Here is a 15,775-nt window from a genome sequence, read left to right on the forward strand (position 1 = left end):
GGGTGTGCGAATGAATGATCTGGCCAATTCCAACATGACTACTAATCCCCCCAAGCGAATTGATTTCAATACGCCTGAGTTGCAACGCAAGCGCCGCATTCGCGCGCTCAAAGATCGCTTCACGCGCTGGTACGTCCTGATCGGCGGCCTGGCGGTGCTGGCAGCCATCACCCTGATTTTCTTCTTCCTTGCCTACGTCGTTGCGCCCCTGTTCCAGGGTGCCAGCCTGACGTCCAAGGACGCGATCACGCCGGCCTGGATGCAGGACGCCGGCAAGCCGTTGATGTTTTCCCTGGAAGAGCAGAACCAGGTGGCCATGCGGGTTTCCGACAAAGGCCAGGCATTGTTCTTCGATATCGACAGTGGCGCCGAACTCAAGCGCGTCGATTTGCCTGTTCCGGCCGGTACTAGCGTGACCTCCATCGGTAAAGACCAGCCAGGTCACCCGCTGGTGGCGGTAGGTCTGTCCAATGGTCAGGCCCTGGTGTTCCGTCACACGTACAAGGTCAGCTATCCGGACGGCAAGAAAACCATCTCGCCAGCCATCGAGTATCCGTATGGCGAAGCGCCGATCGCGGTGAACGAAGCGGGCGGTGTGCTGGAGCACGTCAGCCTCAACGCGACTGATTCGACCCTGATGCTGGTGGGTTCCACCGGTTCGCAACTCAATGTTTTGTCGCTGACCAGCGAAGAAAACATGATGACCGGTGAAATCACCAACGAGCAGACGCGCATCGATTTGCCGCAAATGACCGAGCCGGTGAAGAACATCTTCGTCGACCCGCGTCAGCAGTGGTTATACGTGATCAACGGTCGTGCCCAGGCCGACGTATTCAGCCTGCGCGACAAGAGCCTGAACGGTCGCTACAAATTGCTGGAAAACGGCGACGCTGAAATCACCGCCAGTACGCAGCTGGTCGGTGGTATCTCGCTGATTCTTGGCGATTCCAAAGGTGGCCTGGCCCAGTGGTTCATGGCCCGCGACCCGGATGGCGAACAGCGCCTGAAGCAGATCCGCACCTTCCAGATGGGCACCACGCCTATCGTTGAAATCACCGCCGAAGAGCGCCGCAAGGGCTTCGTCGCCCTCGACGCCTCCGGCAAGCTCGGCGTGTTCCACAGCACCGCACACCGCACCTTGCTGGTTGACCAGGTGGTTGAAGGCGAGGGCCTGTTCGGTCTGTCGCCGCGGGCCAACCGCGTCATCGTGGAAGCCGGCGGCAAGCTGCAACCGTTGCTGCTCGATAACCCGCACCCGGAAGTGTCGTGGAGCGCGTTGTGGAGCAAGGTCTGGTACGAGAACTACGACGAGCCTAAATACGTCTGGCAATCGACCGCCGCCAACACTGACTTCGAACCGAAACTGAGCCTGTCGCCGCTGACCTTCGGTACCTTGAAAGCCGCTTTCTACGCCATGCTGCTGGCAGCGCCGCTGGCCGTCGCCGCCGCAATCTACACCGCGTACTTCATGGCCCCGGGCATGCGCCGCAAGGTCAAGCCGGTGATCGAGCTGATGGAAGCGATGCCGACGGTGATCCTCGGTTTCTTCGCCGGTCTGTTCCTCGCACCCTATGTCGAAGGGCACTTGCCGGGCATCTTCAGCCTGTTGATGTTGCTACCGATCGGCATTCTGGTGGCGGGTTTTGCCTTCAGTCGCCTGCCTGAATCGATCCGCCTGAAAGTCCCGGACGGCTGGGAAAGTGCGCTGTTGATCCCGGTGATCCTGTTCGTGGGCTGGCTGTCGTTGTACATGAGTCCGTTCATGGAGAACTGGTTCTTCGGCGGCGACATGCGCATGTGGATCTCCCACGACTTAGGGATTACCTACGACCAGCGCAACGCACTGGTGGTCGGCCTGGCCATGGGCTTTGCGGTGATCCCGAACATCTACTCCATCGCTGAAGATGCCGTGTTCAGTGTGCCGCGTGGCTTGACTCTCGGTTCGTTGGCCCTCGGTGCCACGCCTTGGCAGACCATGACCCGCGTGGTGATCCTCACCGCCAGCCCGGGCATCTTCTCGGCACTGATGATCGGCATGGGCCGTGCGGTCGGTGAAACCATGATCGTGCTGATGGCCACCGGTAACACCCCGGTCATGGAAATGAACCTGTTCGAAGGCCTGCGCACCCTGGCCGCCAACGTCGCGGTGGAAATGCCCGAGTCGGAAGTCGGCGGCAGCCACTACCGCGTGCTGTTCCTTTCGGCGCTGGTGTTGCTGTTGTTCACCTTCGTCATGAACACCCTCGCGGAACTGATTCGTCAGCGTCTGCGCAAGAAATACTCGTCGCTTTAAGAAAGGTAGAAGTCTGTGAAACAGAACTCCCTGAAAGGATGGTTCAAGAGCGGCGCCCCCGGCGTCTGGATCAGCGGTGGCGCGGTGTCCATCGCGGTCATCATGACCATTGGCCTGCTGGCAGTGATTGCCGTGCGCGGTCTGGGTCACTTCTGGCCGGCGGACTTGGTGCATGCCAGCTACGACGTGCCGGGCCAGGCCAATCACTTGGTGATCGGCGAAATCGTACAGAAGGAAGAAGTGCCGCGAGCGCGTCTGAAGAGCGCCGGTTTGCCGGTGCCAGACGAAGGCCCCGAATTCATGACCCGCGAGCTGATCAAGGTCGGCAACCGTGACTTGAATGGCACCGACTTCACCTGGATCGTCGGCGAGTGGCTGACCAACCAGAAGACTCCAGTCGAATTGATGGCGCTGGAGCGCCGTGAATGGGGCAACTTCTACGGTTACCTGGTCAACGTCAAACAGGATGGCAAGATCATTGCCGAGGGTGAAGCTGGCTGGCCTGAGCTGCAAGCGCGAATCAACCGCGTGAATCAGCTGGCCGCGCAACTCAAGACCCTGGAAAAAGTCGATATCGGTGCGATCAACGCCGGTCTGGAACGCATCCGTCTGCACGGCCGCAAACTGGAACTCGATGGCAAGCTCGACGCCACCGCACAAGCGGACATGGAGTCCGAACGCGCTGAGCTGAACGCCCGTTACCAGGATGTTGAAGCGCGCCTGAATGATCTGCACGCGCAGTTCAATCGCGACAGCCTCACCGCCCGTGATGCCAACGGCAAGGAAATCGAGATTGGTCTGGGCAAGGTGGTTCACGCTTACCAGCCCAATGGCATGGGCACCCTCACCAAGATCGGCTTCTACTTCAGCAAGATCTGGGAATTCCTGAGCGACGATCCGCGTGAAGCGAACACCGAAGGCGGGATTTTCCCGGCGATCTTCGGCACCGTGATGATGACGTTGATCATGGCGATGATCGTCACCCCGTTCGGCGTGCTGGCGGCGGTGTACCTGCGCGAATACGCCAAGCAGAACACCCTGACCCGGGTGATCCGCATTGCGGTGAACAACCTCGCGGGTGTACCGGCCATTGTCTACGGCGTGTTCGGTCTGGGCTTCTTCGTTTATGTACTGGGTGGCTCGCTCGACCGCTTGTTCTTCCCTGAAGCGTTGCCGGCGCCAACCTTCGGTACGCCGGGTCTGCTTTGGGCTTCGTTGACCCTGGCACTGCTGGCGGTGCCGGTGGTGATCGTCGCCACCGAAGAAGGCCTGGCGCGGATTCCTCGCACCGTGCGTGAAGGCTCGTTGGCCCTCGGCGCGACCAAGGCTGAAACCTTGTGGAAGATCGTGCTGCCGATGGCCAGCCCGGCGATGATGACCGGCATGATCCTCGCCGTGGCCCGAGCCGCCGGTGAAGTGGCGCCGCTGATGCTGGTGGGTGTGGTGAAACTGGCGCCGTCGCTGCCGGTGGACGGCAACTACCCGTACCTGCACCTGGACCAGAAGATCATGCACCTGGGCTTCCACATCTATGACGTCGGCTTCCAGAGCCCGAACGTCGAAGCGGCACGACCACTGGTATACGCCACGGCGTTGTTGCTGGTGCTGGTGATCGCGACGTTGAACCTGTCGGCCGTCTATATCCGTAACCACCTGCGCGAAAAATACAAAGCGCTGGATAGCTGATTACTGCCGCTCCCTGTAGGAGCAAGGCTTGCCCGCGATGGCGTTTTCGAAATCGCCATCGCCAGCAAGCTGTGCTCCTACAGGGGTGGTGCTACCGCCAGGCTTTATGCCTGCAGCGGCCAATTGAACCGAATTTGTTAGCACAGGGAGCCTCCCATGCAGCACGAAGCACATACCCACGGCATCAACATGTCGGCCCTGGGTCGCGATAAGCAGAGCCTGAGCCTCGAGCAGGAAACCGTAGCCATCGAAGTGCCGGGCCTGAGCCTGTTCTACGGCGACAAACAAGCCTTGTTCGACGTCAGCATGAACATCCCGAAACAGCGCGTGACCGCCTTCATCGGCCCGTCCGGCTGCGGCAAATCCACGCTGCTGCGGACCTTCAACCGCATGAATGACCTGGTCGATGGCTGCCGTGTCGAGGGCGCGATCAACCTTTACGGCAACAACATCTACCGCAAGGGCGAAGACGTCGCCGAACTGCGTCGCCGGGTCGGCATGGTGTTCCAGAAGCCGAATCCGTTCCCGAAAACCATCTACGAGAACGTGGTTTACGGCTTGCGTATCCAGGGTATCAACAAGAAGCGCGTACTCGACGAAGCCGTCGAGTGGGCGTTGAAAGGTGCGGCGCTGTGGGACGAGGTCAAGGACCGCCTGCACGAGTCGGCATTGGGCCTGTCCGGTGGTCAGCAGCAACGTCTGGTCATTGCGCGCACCATCGCCGTGGAGCCGGAAGTGCTGTTGCTCGACGAACCGTGCTCGGCGCTCGACCCGATCTCGACGCTGAAAGTCGAAGAGCTGATTTACGAACTGAAATCGAAGTTCACCATCGTTATCGTCACCCACAACATGCAACAGGCCGCGCGGGTTTCCGACTACACGGCGTTCATGTACATGGGCAAACTGGTGGAATTCGGCGACACCGACACCCTGTTCACCAATCCGGCGAAGAAGCAGACCGAAGACTACATCACCGGTCGTTACGGCTAGCAAGCGGTTGGTTGCTCACTGAACTGACGCTGCGGCCCACCGCACCTTACCGGACGCTCCAAGGACGCCAACATGATTAGTAAAGAAGGCCTTACCCACCACATTTCCGCGCAGTTCAACGCCGAACTGGAGGAAGTACGCAGCCACCTCCTGGCCATGGGCGGGCTGGTCGAGAAGCAGGTCAACGACGCGGTGACCGCGCTGATCGAGGCCGACTCCGGCCTGGCCCAGCAGGTTCGCGAGATCGACGACCAGATCAACCAGATGGAACGCAACATCGACGAAGAATGCCTGCGCATTCTGGCCCGTCGCCAGCCGGCGGCCTCGGACTTGCGCCTGATCATCAGCATTTCCAAATCGGTGATCGACCTGGAGCGCATCGGCGACGAAGCGACCAAGATCGCCCGCCGTGCGATTCAGCTGTGCGAAGAAGGTGAAGCGCCGCGCGGTTATGTCGAGGTTCGTCACATCGGCGACCAGGTACGCAATATGGTGCGTGATGCGCTGGACGCGTTTGCCCGTTTCGACGCCGACCTGGCGTTGTCGGTGGCGCAGTACGACAAGATCATCGACCGCGAATACAAGACCGCCCTGCGTGAACTGGCCACCTACATGATGGAAGACCCGCGCTCTATCTCGCGGGTCTTGAGCATTATCTGGGTGCTGCGTTCGCTGGAGCGGATCGGCGACCACGCGCGCAATATCTCGGAACTGGTGATTTACCTGGTGCGCGGTACCGACGTGCGTCACCTGGGCCTCAAGCGCATGAAAGAAGAAGTTGAAGGAACAAGCGGTGAAACCGCTAATGTTCCGGGCAAAGCTGACGATAAGTAAGGTTGCCCAAGTAAAGCGCCCGGCCTTTTGGCCGGGCGTTTTTGTTTGCGGCCGACGAATTCGAAAAGCAGCACCCGCGAACGAAAAGTGCCGGCGTGACTGAAGGTTTTGGCAATGTGCCATCAGCAAAGCGGTATGCTTGCCGGGATTTTTTAAAGGGGTTATGGATGAGTAAGGTCAGTGTGTTGGTCGTGGACGATGCCTCGTTCATTCGTGACCTGGTGAAGAAATGCCTGCGTAACTATTTCCCGGGCATGCGAATCGAAGACGCGGTCAACGGCAAAAAGGCTCAGGCCATGCTGGCGAAGGAAGCGTTCGACCTGGTCCTGTGCGACTGGGAAATGCCGGAAATGTCCGGCCTGGAACTGCTGACCTGGTGCCGTGAGCAGGACAGCCTCAAAAGCATGCCGTTCGTGATGGTGACCAGTCGCGGCGACAAAGAGAACGTGGTCCAGGCAATCCAGGCCGGCGTGTCCGGATACGTCAGCAAACCGTTCACCAACGAGCAACTGATCACCAAGGTCAAGCAGGCGCTGCACAAGGTCGGCAAGCTCGATGCCTTGATCAACGTTGCAGCGACTAAAACCAGCCCGGCATTCGGCAATGACTCGCTCAGTGCATTGACTGGCGGCAAACCCGCCGTGGTCGCTCCGGCTGCCGTTGCAACTGCACCTGCGGCCCCGGCACCGTCGCGGGGTGGCTTGCTCAACAGCCCGCCAGTCAAGGCTCCTGTAGCAGCGGCCACCGTGGGTGGAGGACGTGGCCAGGGTCAATTGCGCTTGCCGAACGGCATCCAGCAATGCGTGATCAAGGCCCTGAGCCTCAAGGAAGCGTTGTTGGTGGTCAAGCGCGCCGAAACCCTGCCGCAAGTCCTCGACAGCGCTGTGCTCGATCTGGAGCAGGGTGACAACGCCGAAACGGCGCGTCTCAATGGCTATCTGCATGCCATCGTCGCTCACGAACAGAAGCCCGACAGCGAATGGTTGCAATTGACCTTTCGCTTCGTCGACCAAGATGCGCAGAAACTCGACTACATCTCCCGCCTGATTGCCCGTGGCACGGCGCAGAAGCATTTCATTCCCGGCGCTTAAAACTGCGTCGCCCGTGAGATTGCCATCGCGAGCAAGTCGAATCGTCGCACCGTCGCTCCCACAGGGACATTGAATACCTTGTGGGAGCAACTGTCTTCCCCATGCCACTCGTCACCGCTCATCCTCCCGTAACATCCATTTCGAAACATCTGTCGACCACGCGGGTCAATTCCGGCTGCTAGGCTCATTCCCAAGCCTTACTCGACAGAACTCCTTCCCATGTTCGCGCGCCTGTTGTTTCTTTGTGGTTTGTCCATGGCCTGCGCTTCATCCATGGCCATGACTATCTACAAGTCCACCGATGCCAATGGCGTGGTCTCTTACAGCGATCGCCCCACGAAAGGCTCAAAGGTGTTCGTTTTTCGAGATCGGATGGTCGAGCGCCTGGAGCGTCAGGTGTACTACGTGATCATGAAAAAGGACGGCGTGGACAGCGTGTATGTGCGCAATGACCTGTATGCACCGGTGGAGATCGAATTGAGTTTTGCCGGCGTGAAGAACGTCAGCGGAATTCCAGGTCGATCGATCCGCCGAGTCATTCCACTGCGCACCAGCGTTCGCCTGGCGCAGCTCACGGCGACTCGGGCCGGGAAGCCGCTCGCCTACATTCCCAAGCTCAAATATTCGCTCGGTGACCCGACAGGCACCGCTGTGGGCTATCGGTATCCCTTGCCTTGGCGTGGCGGTCCGTTCCGGATCAGTCAGGGTGCCAACGGACCCTACAGCCACTTCGGCCCTAAAAGCCGCTACGCCATCGACATTGCCATGCCGGAGGGCACGCCGATCATCGCCGCACGGGGCGGGGTGGTGGTGAAAACCGAGAATGGCCAGAGCGGGCGTGGCACTGATGCTTCCGGCAATTTCGTGCGGGTGCTGCACGATGACGGGACCATGGGTGTGTACCTGCACCTCAAGCAAGGCTCGGTCAGGGTACGAGAGGGGCAGAAGGTGGCGGTAGGTAGTGCACTGGCCCTGTCGGGCAACACCGGCAACAGCACCGGGCCACATTTGCACTTCGTGGTGCAGCGCAATACCGGGATGGGGCTGGTGTCGATTCCGTACCGGTTCAATCAACCGGTGGGGGCGATGCCCAACTTTGCGTTGGGCAGTAGGAGCCGGCTTGCTGGCGATGAACGATAACGCGGTATCACAGGGGCACCGCGGCGTACCCATCGCCAGCAAGCCGGCTCCTACAGGGGCGTGACTTAATCCAGCATCAACACCTTGGCCAGCACGATCTTCGGCCCTTTCATCTTCTTGATGATGATCCGCAAACCTTCGACTTCCAGCACTTCTTCCTCTTCCGGCACCCGCTTCAGGCTTTCGTAGACCAGCCCGGCAAGGGTTTCGGCTTCGACGTGGTCCAGATCGATACCCAACAGACGCTCGACCTTGAACAGCGGTGTATCACCGCGCACCAGCAGCTTGCCCGGTTGGTACGCGAGGATGCCGCGCTCGGCCTTGCGGTGTTCGTCCTGAATGTCGCCCACCAGCACTTCCAGCACGTCTTCCATGGTCAGGTAGCCGATGATGTTGCCATCGGCCTCTTCGACCACGGCGAAGTGCGAGCCGCCCTTGCGAAACTGTTCCAGCAATTGCGACAGCGGCATGTGCCGGGAAACGCGTTCCAGAGGGCGGGTCAATTCGGCAAGGTTGAACGACTCGGGAATGTGGTCCAGCGCCGCCAGTTCCAGCAGCAGGTCCTTGATGTGCAGCAGGCCGACGAATTCCTGGCGCTCGCTGTCGTACACCGGGTAGCGGCTGAACTTGTGGCGACGGAACATCGCCAGGATTTCCTTGAGCGGTGCGTTGAACTCCAGGGTCACCAGGTCTTCGCGGGAGTTGGCCCAGTCGACCACTTCCAGCTCGCCCATTTCCACCGCCGAGGCCAATACGCGCATGCCTTGGTCGCTCGGGTCCTGGCCACGGCTGGAGTGCAGGATCAGCTTCAGTTCTTCGCGGCTGTAGTGGTGCTCGTGATGCGGGCCGGGTTCGCCTTGGCCAGCGATGCGCAGGATCTGGTTGGCGCTGGCATTGAGCAGGTAGATCGCCGGGTACATCGCCCAGTAGAACAGGTACAACGGCACGGCCGTCCACAACGACAGCAGCTCGGGTTTGCGGATGGCCCAGGATTTCGGGGCGAGTTCGCCGACCACAATGTGCAGGTACGAAATGATGAAGAACGCGGTGAAGAACGACACGCCTTTGATGATCTCGGCCGACTCGACGCCCACGGCGCTCAGCAACGGCTCGAGAATGTGCGCGAACGCCGGCTCGCCCACCCAGCCAAGGCCCAGCGAGGCCAGGGTAATACCCAACTGGCAGGCCGACAGGTAAGCATCGAGCTGACTGTGTACGGTACGCAGAATGTGACCGCGCCAGCCGTGTTGTTCGGCAATGGCCTCGACACGGGTCGAGCGCAATTTGACCATGGCAAATTCCGCCGCAACGAAAAAGCCGTTGAGCAAAACCAGGATCAGAGCAAAAAGAATCATGCCGAAGTCGGCGAAAATTGTAGCGAGGGTCAAGCCAGGGGAAGGGTCCATGATGGAGTTTTGCGGTTTCCGTGAATTCGAAAGGAAAGAAAATGTGTACCTGAATGGCAGGCACAAGTCAGCCAATGTAGCGGCTGACTGGGCGATTGCCTAGTGGCGCGTGCTGGCCGGTATCAGTCGGCGGTGCTGATGACCAGGGATTTGCTGACCTGGGCGGGAGCGAAATGGCAGGTAAAGGTGCTGCCATGGCCCGGCACGCTGCTGATTTCCATGCGCGCCCGATGGCGCAACAGCACGTGCTTGACGATCGCCAGGCCCAACCCGGTGCCACCGGTATTGGAGTTGCGACTGGAGTCGACGCGATAGAAGCGTTCGGTCAGTCGCGGCAGGTGTTTGCTGTCGATGCCGATCCCTGAATCCTGCACGCTCAAATGCGCGCCCTGTTCATCGCCCCACCAGCGAATGCGGATATTGCCTTCGGCCGGGGTGTACTTCACCGCGTTGAACACCAGATTGGAAAACGCGCTGCGCAATTCCGCTTCACTGCCCTTGAGCAGGATGGTCGGGTCGGCCTCCAGAGTGATGTGCTGGTTTTTCTGGCCGGACAGTTGCTGCGCATCGCCCTTGATCGATTGCAGCAAGCCGTCGATGGCCACGGGCTGGTTGTCCGATGGGTAATCGGTGGCTTCCAGTTTGGCCAGCAACAGCAAGTCGTTGAGCAGGGTCTGCATGCGCCCGCCTTGCTGCTGCATCTGCTGCAAGGCGCGGGTCCAGCGCGGGTTCACCTCTTCGGCATTATCGAGCAGGGTTTCCAGATAGCCACAGATCACCGTCAGCGGCGTACGCAGCTCGTGGGATACGTTGGCGATGAAGTCTTTGCGCATCTGTTCCAGCTGATGGATGCGCGTCACGTCGCGCACCAGCATCAAGTGCTCGTTGTTGCCGTAGCGGGTGATGTACAGCTGGATGCGCACGCGGTCATTGGTCGGCGAGGGGATTTCCAGCGGTTCGCTGTAGTTGTCCTGCTCGAAGTATTCCTTGAAGCGCGGATGGCGCACCAGGTTGGTCACCGGCTGGCCGCTGTCCTGCGGGGTCTTGAGGCCCAGCAGGGTTTCGGCGGCGCGGTTCCACCATTCCAGGTTGCCGTCGGTGTCGAGCATGATCACCGCGTCTTTCAGCGCGGCGGTGGATTCCTGGACGCGATCGATCACCGCTTGCAGACGCCCGCGTACCCGTTGGTCACGACGTTGCAGGTGGTAGATGCTGTCAAACACTTCGCCCCACAGGCCATAGCCATCGGGCGGCGCCTCATCGGGTTTGTGCAGGCGCAGCCATTCGTGCAGGCGCAGCAGTTGCTTGAGGGTCCAGGCCAGGTAAATGCCCAGGCCTGCGGCGAGGCTCCAGCCGTAGTAGCCGGTGATCAGGCCGATCACCAGGCAGGCGGTGACCAGCAGCAGCATGTGGCGAATCAGGGTGCCATGCCAGTTTTGGTTCACGTGACGCGCGTCCTTGTCAGAAAAGCAGCTTTTAGCTTGTCGCTTGAAGCTTGCAGCTCGTAGCTACCTTCATGCTTTGGTAGAAAAGCGGTATCCGGTGCCGCGCACGGTTTGTACCAGATTTTCGTAGGCATCGCCGAGGGCTTTGCGCAGGCGACGGATGTGCACGTCGACGGTGCGTTCCTCGACATAGACGTTGCCGCCCCAAACCTGATCCAGCAACTGGCCCCGGGTATAGGCGCGTTCCTGGTGGGTCATGAAAAATTGCAGCAGACGGTATTCGGTCGGGCCCATTTCCGCCGGTTTTCCATCGATGGTCACACGGTGGCCGATCGGGTCGAGCAGCAAGCCGCCGACTTCGATCGGCGCTTCGCCATCGGTAGGGCCGGCGCGGCGCAACACGGCTTTGAGTCGCGCGACGAGCTCACGGGGGGAAAACGGTTTGGTGATGTAATCGTCGGCGCCCACTTCCAGGCCCTGGATCTTGTTGTCCTCTTCGCCCTTGGCGGTGAGCATGATGATCGGGATATCCCCGGTCAGTTCGTCGCGCTTGAGGCGGCGGGCCAGCTCGATGCCGGACGTGCCCGGGAGCATCCAGTCGAGCAGGATCAGGTCCGGCTTGCGGTCGACGATAATGGCATGCGCCTGCTGGGAGTTCTCCGCTTCCAGGCAGTCATAGCCGGCCATTTCCAACGCAACGGCGATCATTTCGCGAATGGGCGCTTCGTCGTCGACGATCAGAATGCTCCTGCCAACCATGCCTTAGTCCTCTTGTCATTTAACTGTCTTGCGCCGCATTAGATAACGGAATTATTGCAGTCGTGTGACAGTATTTTAGTCGACCGGCGATTGCCATGATCCTGGGCTAAGCTCTAAGTCCGAATCCTGACAACCGCAAAAGGAAGGTTTCCATGAATCACATTGCTCAATCCTGGAAGGCACTGCTGGTTACGGCGGCGCTAACGCTGCCGACGCTGGCCTTGGCCGCCGACCCGGCGATGATGAAAGACGGCATGATGGTCGATCACAATGGCATGACCCTGTACACGTTCGACAAGGACTCGGGCGGCAAGTCGATGTGCAACGACGAGTGCGCGAAGAACTGGCCACCGATGATGGCGCCGGCGGGCGCCACGGCCGAGGGCAAGTGGAGCGTCATCAAGCGAGATGACGGGAAGATGCAGTACGCCTATGACGGCAAGCCTCTTTACACGTTTGTGAAGGACAAGAAGCCGGGAGACATGACGGGCGACAAGATGAAGGACGTGTGGCACGTCGTTCACGAGTCGCAGAAGTAACCGCTCTTCTGCAGGCGCAAGGCTTGCCCGCGATAGCGATCTTGAAGGCGCCATCGCGGGTAAGCCTGGCTCCTGCGTAACGCAGTTCAAAGACAGGCCTTGGGTCAGCGCAACGCGTAATCCAGCACAATCCCGACAAAAATCGCCAACCCTGCCCAATGATTGTGCAAAAACGCCTTGAAACAGCGCATGCGATCCTTGTCGCGGGTGTACCAGAACTCCCAGGCAAAGCAGCCTGCCGCCACCACCAACCCCAGGTGGAACCAGCCGCCGAGTTCGAATCGGGAGCCCGCCAAGAGCAAGCAGGCCAGTGCCAGGCCTTGCAAGGTCAGGATGATCACCCGGTCCGCGTCACCAAACAGGATGGCCGTGGACTTCACGCCGATCTTCAAGTCGTCATCACGGTCGGTCATCGCGTAATAGGTGTCGTAGCCCACCGTCCATAACAGGTTGGCGATCCACAGCAGCCACGCTGCAGCCGGCAGTTCCCCGGTCTCGGCGGTGAAAGCCATCGGCATGCCCCAGGAAAACGCCGCGCCCAGCACCACTTGCGGGTAATAGGTGTAGCGCTTCATGAACGGGTAGGTGAAGGCCAGCGCCAAACCGCCCAGCGACAACCAGATCGTCGGAGCATTGGTGCACAGCACCAGCAGGAAACTCACGCCCATCAAGAGCGCGAAGAACACCAGCGCCTCTTTCGAGCTGATCTTGCCGCTGGCCAGCGGACGTTGCGCAGTACGTTTGACGTGGCCATCGACCTTGCGGTCGGCCCAATCGTTGATCACGCAGCCGCCGGCGCGGGTCAGCATCACGCCAAGGACGAAAATCACGATGTTGGCCAGCGAAGGCGAGCCCTTACCGGCAATCCACAGCGCCCACAGCGTCGGCCACAGCAGCAGGTAGATGCCGATCGGCTTGTCCATGCGGGTTAGTTGAATGAAGTCCCAGGCCCGAGGGTTCAAGCGATTCAGGGACTTGAGCAGGCTCTGGTACATCAACGGCTCTCCGTTTGGACGCCGGCAGCGTTCCACAGGGACGGAAGGAAAATCTCGGCCACGAGTATGCTCAATGCGCCACGGTCGAAGCGCGAACGGCGGCCCCATAATTCAGGAGCCCGCACTTCGTTCGGCAACCATTCCTGGGGGTAGTGGCAAACCTCGATGGCCTGACGCTGGAACGCGCGGTCACAAAACAGCAATTCGCCCAGGGATCGGCTGCCCAATTCATCCATATGCAAGCCATCGCCCTGCAATGCACTGCGCGACGCCACACTTCGGGCAAACACCAGCGCTTGACCATGACCTCGCAAATACACCTCGCGCACCCAGCCTTCAGTACCTTCGGCAAGGTCCAGCGCGAGGCATTCGTCTGCGCGCAGGGCCTGCCAGCCTTCGAACAGCGGCGTGACGCTGAAGGCATCGTTGGTCAGTTGAACAAGGCGCCTGGTCAGCGAGCCATCATCGAACAACCAGTCGAGGACGGACGTGTCGGGCTGAGGCGTCAGCCGGCTTTGGGGGAGCCAGAGTGCGAGCGGGGAGAGGCGTTCTGTGTGTTGCACAATGAGTCATTATTGGCAGCAAAGGAGGCGCCGAGCTTAACATGTCAGCCTGTGAATTTGAGTGATCCGCCCAGCCGTTGCGCCGAACAGGCTTGCATCTGCCCGGCCCCCTCTATACAAAACGCCCTGAGCCGGACGGCAGAGCTGCAAGCATCGACCGTCCGAGCCGGCAAAACGCCTGAACTGAGGAAGTACCTGAATGAAAAAGTGGCAATGTGTGGTCTGCGGCCTGATCTACAACGAAGCCGACGGCTGGCCGGATGACGGCATTGCGCCGGGCACCCTGTGGCAAGACGTGCCGGAAGACTGGCTGTGCCCGGATTGTGGCGTCGGCAAAATGGATTTCGAAATGATCGAAATCAACTAAGACCTTCAGAGGAGTAAGGAATGAACGCACCTGTCGTGATCGTCGGCACTGGCCTGGCGGGCTACAACCTGGCCCGGGAGTTTCGCAAACTCGATAGCGAAACCCCGCTGCTGCTGATTACCGCCGATGACGGGCGCTCCTACTCCAAACCGATGCTCTCCACCGGTTTTGGCAAAAACAAGGACGCCGACGGACTGAGCATGGCCGAACCTGGCGCCATGGCCGAACAGTTGAAGGCCGAAGTGCGCACCCATACGCGCATCAGCGGCATCGATCCGGGTCACAAGCGCTTGTGGATCGGCGAAGAATCGGTGATTTACCGTGACCTGATCCTGGCCTGGGGCGCAGAAACCGTGCGGGTGCCCATCGAAGGCGATGCGGCGGACTGCGTGTTCCCTATCAATGACCTGGAAGACTACGCCCGCTTTCGCGCGGCAGCCGCCGGCAAGCAACGGGTGCTCTTGCTCGGTGCCGGCCTGATTGGCTGCGAGTTTGCCAACGACCTGAGCCTGGGTGGCTACGAGGTGCAATTGGTTGCACCGTGTGAACAGGTCATGCCGACCCTGTTGCACCCGGCAGCGGCCGCGGCGGTTCAAGCCGGTCTGGAAAGCCTTGGTGCACGTTTCCACCTGGGGCCTGTGCTGACTCGCTTGCAACGGGTTGCCGATGGCCTGGAGGCGCATTTGTCCGATGGTCAGGTTATCCCGTGCGATGTGGTGGTCTCGGCCATTGGCCTGCGTCCACGCATCGATCTGGCGGCCGCGGCCGGGTTGCAGGTCAATCGGGGGGTCGTGGTCGATCGTCACCTGAAGACTTCTCACGCCAATATCTACGCGTTGGGCGACTGTGCCGAGGTCGATGGGCTGAATCTGTTGTACGTGATGCCCCTGATGAGCTGTGCGAGGGCGCTGGCCCAGACCCTCGCCGGCAAGCCGACAGCAGTCAGCTACGGCCCGATGCCCATCACCGTGAAAACCCCGGTCTGCCCATTGGTGGTGTCCCCGCCACCTCGGGGTTCGGAGGGGGTCTGGACGGTCGAAGGGCAGGGGGCCGACATCAAAGTGCTATGCCGCGATGCCAGCGGAAAACTGCTCGGTTATGCCCTGACGGGCGCGGCCGTGATGGAGAAACTGGCCCTGAACAAAGAGCTTCCGGCACTGCTGGCGTAAATACCGGTCGTTCTGTCGGAATCACCCCTGTTTTGCCCCTACATTGGCCGCGTCGATACTGGCGCGGCTCCTCGCTGCGTGCCATCCTCACTCCCGTCTGCCGCAGAGTAGAGCACCTGCGGCGCTTTGGGCGCTGTTCCACAGAGAGCAGCACGGACATAACAACAAAAAACCGTCAAAGGGGCTTCACTAATATGCGTAAACCAGAACTCGCTGCAGCAATTGCTGAAAAAGCAGACCTCACCAAAGAGCAGGCCAACCGCGTTCTCAACGCCGTACTCGAAGAAATCACCGGCGCCCTGCACCGCAAAGACAGCGTAACGCTGGTAGGCTTCGGCACCTTCCTGCAACGCCACCGCGGCGCCCGTACCGGCAAAAACCCGCAAACCGGTGAGCCAGTCAAAATCAAGGCCAGCAACACAGTTGCCTTCAAACCAGGCAAATCGTTGAAAGATATCTGTAATAATAAGTAGCATGTTTCATTTTCTATGGATAAGT

At 60.1% G+C, this 15,775-nt stretch carries 15 protein-coding genes; 10 read left to right on the forward strand and 5 right to left on the reverse strand.

Annotated elements, in window-relative coordinates; all coding sequences use genetic code 11:
• The first annotated feature begins 10 nt into the window (after positions 1–10).
• From D8U73_RS01240 to D8U73_RS01265, 6 genes are all read left to right on the forward strand, one after another.
• Positions 11–2,293: an ABC transporter permease subunit gene (locus tag D8U73_RS01240; protein ID WP_130903512.1), complete on the forward strand. Its 2,283-nt coding sequence runs from the start codon at positions 11–13 to the stop codon at positions 2,291–2,293.
• 15 nt (positions 2,294–2,308) lie between these two features.
• Positions 2,309–3,979, forward strand: coding sequence for a phosphate ABC transporter permease PstA (pstA, locus tag D8U73_RS01245; protein WP_130903513.1), 1,671 nt, complete (start codon positions 2,309–2,311; stop codon positions 3,977–3,979).
• 156 nt (positions 3,980–4,135) lie between these two features.
• Positions 4,136–4,969, forward strand: coding sequence for a phosphate ABC transporter ATP-binding protein PstB (gene pstB / locus D8U73_RS01250; RefSeq protein WP_020797931.1), 834 nt, complete (start codon positions 4,136–4,138; stop codon positions 4,967–4,969).
• A gap of 72 nt (positions 4,970–5,041) precedes the next feature.
• The gene (gene phoU, locus D8U73_RS01255) at positions 5,042–5,803 is read left to right on the forward strand and encodes a phosphate signaling complex protein PhoU (RefSeq protein ID WP_008150055.1); all 762 of its coding nucleotides are present in this window, start codon (positions 5,042–5,044) and stop codon (positions 5,801–5,803) included.
• A 167-nt stretch (positions 5,804–5,970) separates the two neighbouring features.
• Positions 5,971–6,894 (forward strand): response regulator, encoded by a 924-nt coding sequence (locus D8U73_RS01260; RefSeq protein WP_130903514.1) that lies wholly within the window; start codon positions 5,971–5,973, stop codon positions 6,892–6,894.
• A 219-nt stretch (positions 6,895–7,113) separates the two neighbouring features.
• A complete protein-coding gene (locus D8U73_RS01265) occupies positions 7,114–8,034 on the forward strand; it encodes a peptidoglycan DD-metalloendopeptidase family protein (protein ID WP_130903515.1) in 921 nt (306 codons plus the stop codon).
• Between the two features lie 65 nt (positions 8,035–8,099).
• Here D8U73_RS01265 and D8U73_RS01270 read toward each other — a convergent pair whose 3' ends face one another.
• The 3 genes from D8U73_RS01270 to phoB form a co-directional block, all read right to left on the reverse strand.
• Complete coding sequence (locus D8U73_RS01270; RefSeq protein WP_056854350.1) at positions 8,100–9,440, reverse strand: hemolysin family protein; 1,341 nt, start codon at positions 9,438–9,440, stop codon at positions 8,100–8,102.
• 122 nt (positions 9,441–9,562) lie between these two features.
• Positions 9,563–10,849, reverse strand: a complete 1,287-nt coding sequence (gene phoR / locus D8U73_RS01275; RefSeq protein ID WP_236708451.1) for a phosphate regulon sensor histidine kinase PhoR — start codon at positions 10,847–10,849, stop codon at positions 9,563–9,565.
• 105 nt (positions 10,850–10,954) lie between these two features.
• Entirely contained in the window at positions 10,955–11,644 is a 690-nt protein-coding gene (gene phoB / locus D8U73_RS01280; RefSeq protein WP_034149326.1) for a phosphate regulon transcriptional regulator PhoB, read from the reverse strand.
• Positions 11,645–11,796: 152 nt separating this feature from the next.
• Here phoB and D8U73_RS01285 point away from each other — a divergent pair, with 152 nt between their 5' ends.
• On the forward strand, positions 11,797–12,183 hold the full coding sequence (locus D8U73_RS01285; RefSeq protein ID WP_130903516.1) for a hypothetical protein: 387 nt from the start codon (positions 11,797–11,799) through the stop codon (positions 12,181–12,183).
• 104 nt (positions 12,184–12,287) lie between these two features.
• On the opposite strand, the gene ubiA is transcribed toward D8U73_RS01285, so the two are convergent.
• Both ubiA and D8U73_RS01295 read right to left on the reverse strand, forming a co-directional pair.
• Entirely contained in the window at positions 12,288–13,178 is an 891-nt protein-coding gene (ubiA, locus tag D8U73_RS01290) for a 4-hydroxybenzoate octaprenyltransferase (protein WP_130903517.1), read from the reverse strand.
• A complete protein-coding gene (locus D8U73_RS01295; RefSeq protein ID WP_130903518.1) occupies positions 13,178–13,741 on the reverse strand; it encodes a chorismate lyase in 564 nt (187 codons plus the stop codon). The genes ubiA and D8U73_RS01295 overlap by 1 nt, the downstream gene beginning before the upstream one ends.
• A 199-nt stretch (positions 13,742–13,940) precedes the next feature.
• Between D8U73_RS01295 and D8U73_RS01300 the strand changes: the two genes are divergently transcribed.
• From D8U73_RS01300 to D8U73_RS01310, 3 genes are all read left to right on the forward strand, one after another.
• Positions 13,941–14,108, forward strand: coding sequence for a rubredoxin (locus D8U73_RS01300; protein WP_007954349.1), 168 nt, complete (start codon positions 13,941–13,943; stop codon positions 14,106–14,108).
• A gap of 20 nt (positions 14,109–14,128) precedes the next feature.
• Positions 14,129–15,277: an FAD-dependent oxidoreductase gene (locus D8U73_RS01305; protein WP_056854355.1), complete on the forward strand. Its 1,149-nt coding sequence runs from the start codon at positions 14,129–14,131 to the stop codon at positions 15,275–15,277.
• Between the two features lie 194 nt (positions 15,278–15,471).
• Positions 15,472–15,750 (forward strand): HU family DNA-binding protein, encoded by a 279-nt coding sequence (locus D8U73_RS01310; protein ID WP_130903519.1) that lies wholly within the window; start codon positions 15,472–15,474, stop codon positions 15,748–15,750.
• The last annotated feature ends 25 nt before the right edge of the window (positions 15,751–15,775 follow it).

Origin of the sequence: Pseudomonas sp. Sample_22, from assembly GCF_004307635.1 — a bacterium.
In the GTDB taxonomy this organism is placed as follows: domain Bacteria; phylum Pseudomonadota; class Gammaproteobacteria; order Pseudomonadales; family Pseudomonadaceae; genus Aquipseudomonas.

What these genes read in the sequence shown, in the direction of transcription:
- D8U73_RS01310 (WP_130903519.1), top strand. Translation starts at nt 15,472, where the DNA reads ATGCGTAAACCAGAACTCGCTGCAGCAATTGCTGAAAAAGCAGACCTC.
- D8U73_RS01270 (WP_056854350.1), bottom strand. Translation starts at nt 9,440, where the DNA reads ATGGACCCTTCCCCTGGCTTGACCCTCGCTACAATTTTCGCCGACTTC.
- phoR (WP_236708451.1), bottom strand. Translation starts at nt 10,849, where the DNA reads ATGCTGCTGCTGGTCACCGCCTGCCTGGTGATCGGCCTGATCACCGGC.
- D8U73_RS01260 (WP_130903514.1), top strand. Translation starts at nt 5,971, where the DNA reads ATGAGTAAGGTCAGTGTGTTGGTCGTGGACGATGCCTCGTTCATTCGT.
- ubiA (WP_130903517.1), bottom strand. Translation starts at nt 13,178, where the DNA reads ATGTACCAGAGCCTGCTCAAGTCCCTGAATCGCTTGAACCCTCGGGCC.
- phoU (WP_008150055.1), top strand. Translation starts at nt 5,042, where the DNA reads ATGATTAGTAAAGAAGGCCTTACCCACCACATTTCCGCGCAGTTCAAC.
- D8U73_RS01305 (WP_056854355.1), top strand. Translation starts at nt 14,129, where the DNA reads ATGAACGCACCTGTCGTGATCGTCGGCACTGGCCTGGCGGGCTACAAC.
- D8U73_RS01300 (WP_007954349.1), top strand. Translation starts at nt 13,941, where the DNA reads ATGAAAAAGTGGCAATGTGTGGTCTGCGGCCTGATCTACAACGAAGCC.
- pstB (WP_020797931.1), top strand. Translation starts at nt 4,136, where the DNA reads ATGCAGCACGAAGCACATACCCACGGCATCAACATGTCGGCCCTGGGT.
- D8U73_RS01265 (WP_130903515.1), top strand. Translation starts at nt 7,114, where the DNA reads ATGTTCGCGCGCCTGTTGTTTCTTTGTGGTTTGTCCATGGCCTGCGCT.
- phoB (WP_034149326.1), bottom strand. Translation starts at nt 11,644, where the DNA reads ATGGTTGGCAGGAGCATTCTGATCGTCGACGACGAAGCGCCCATTCGC.
- D8U73_RS01285 (WP_130903516.1), top strand. Translation starts at nt 11,797, where the DNA reads ATGAATCACATTGCTCAATCCTGGAAGGCACTGCTGGTTACGGCGGCG.
- D8U73_RS01240 (WP_130903512.1), top strand. Translation starts at nt 11, where the DNA reads ATGAATGATCTGGCCAATTCCAACATGACTACTAATCCCCCCAAGCGA.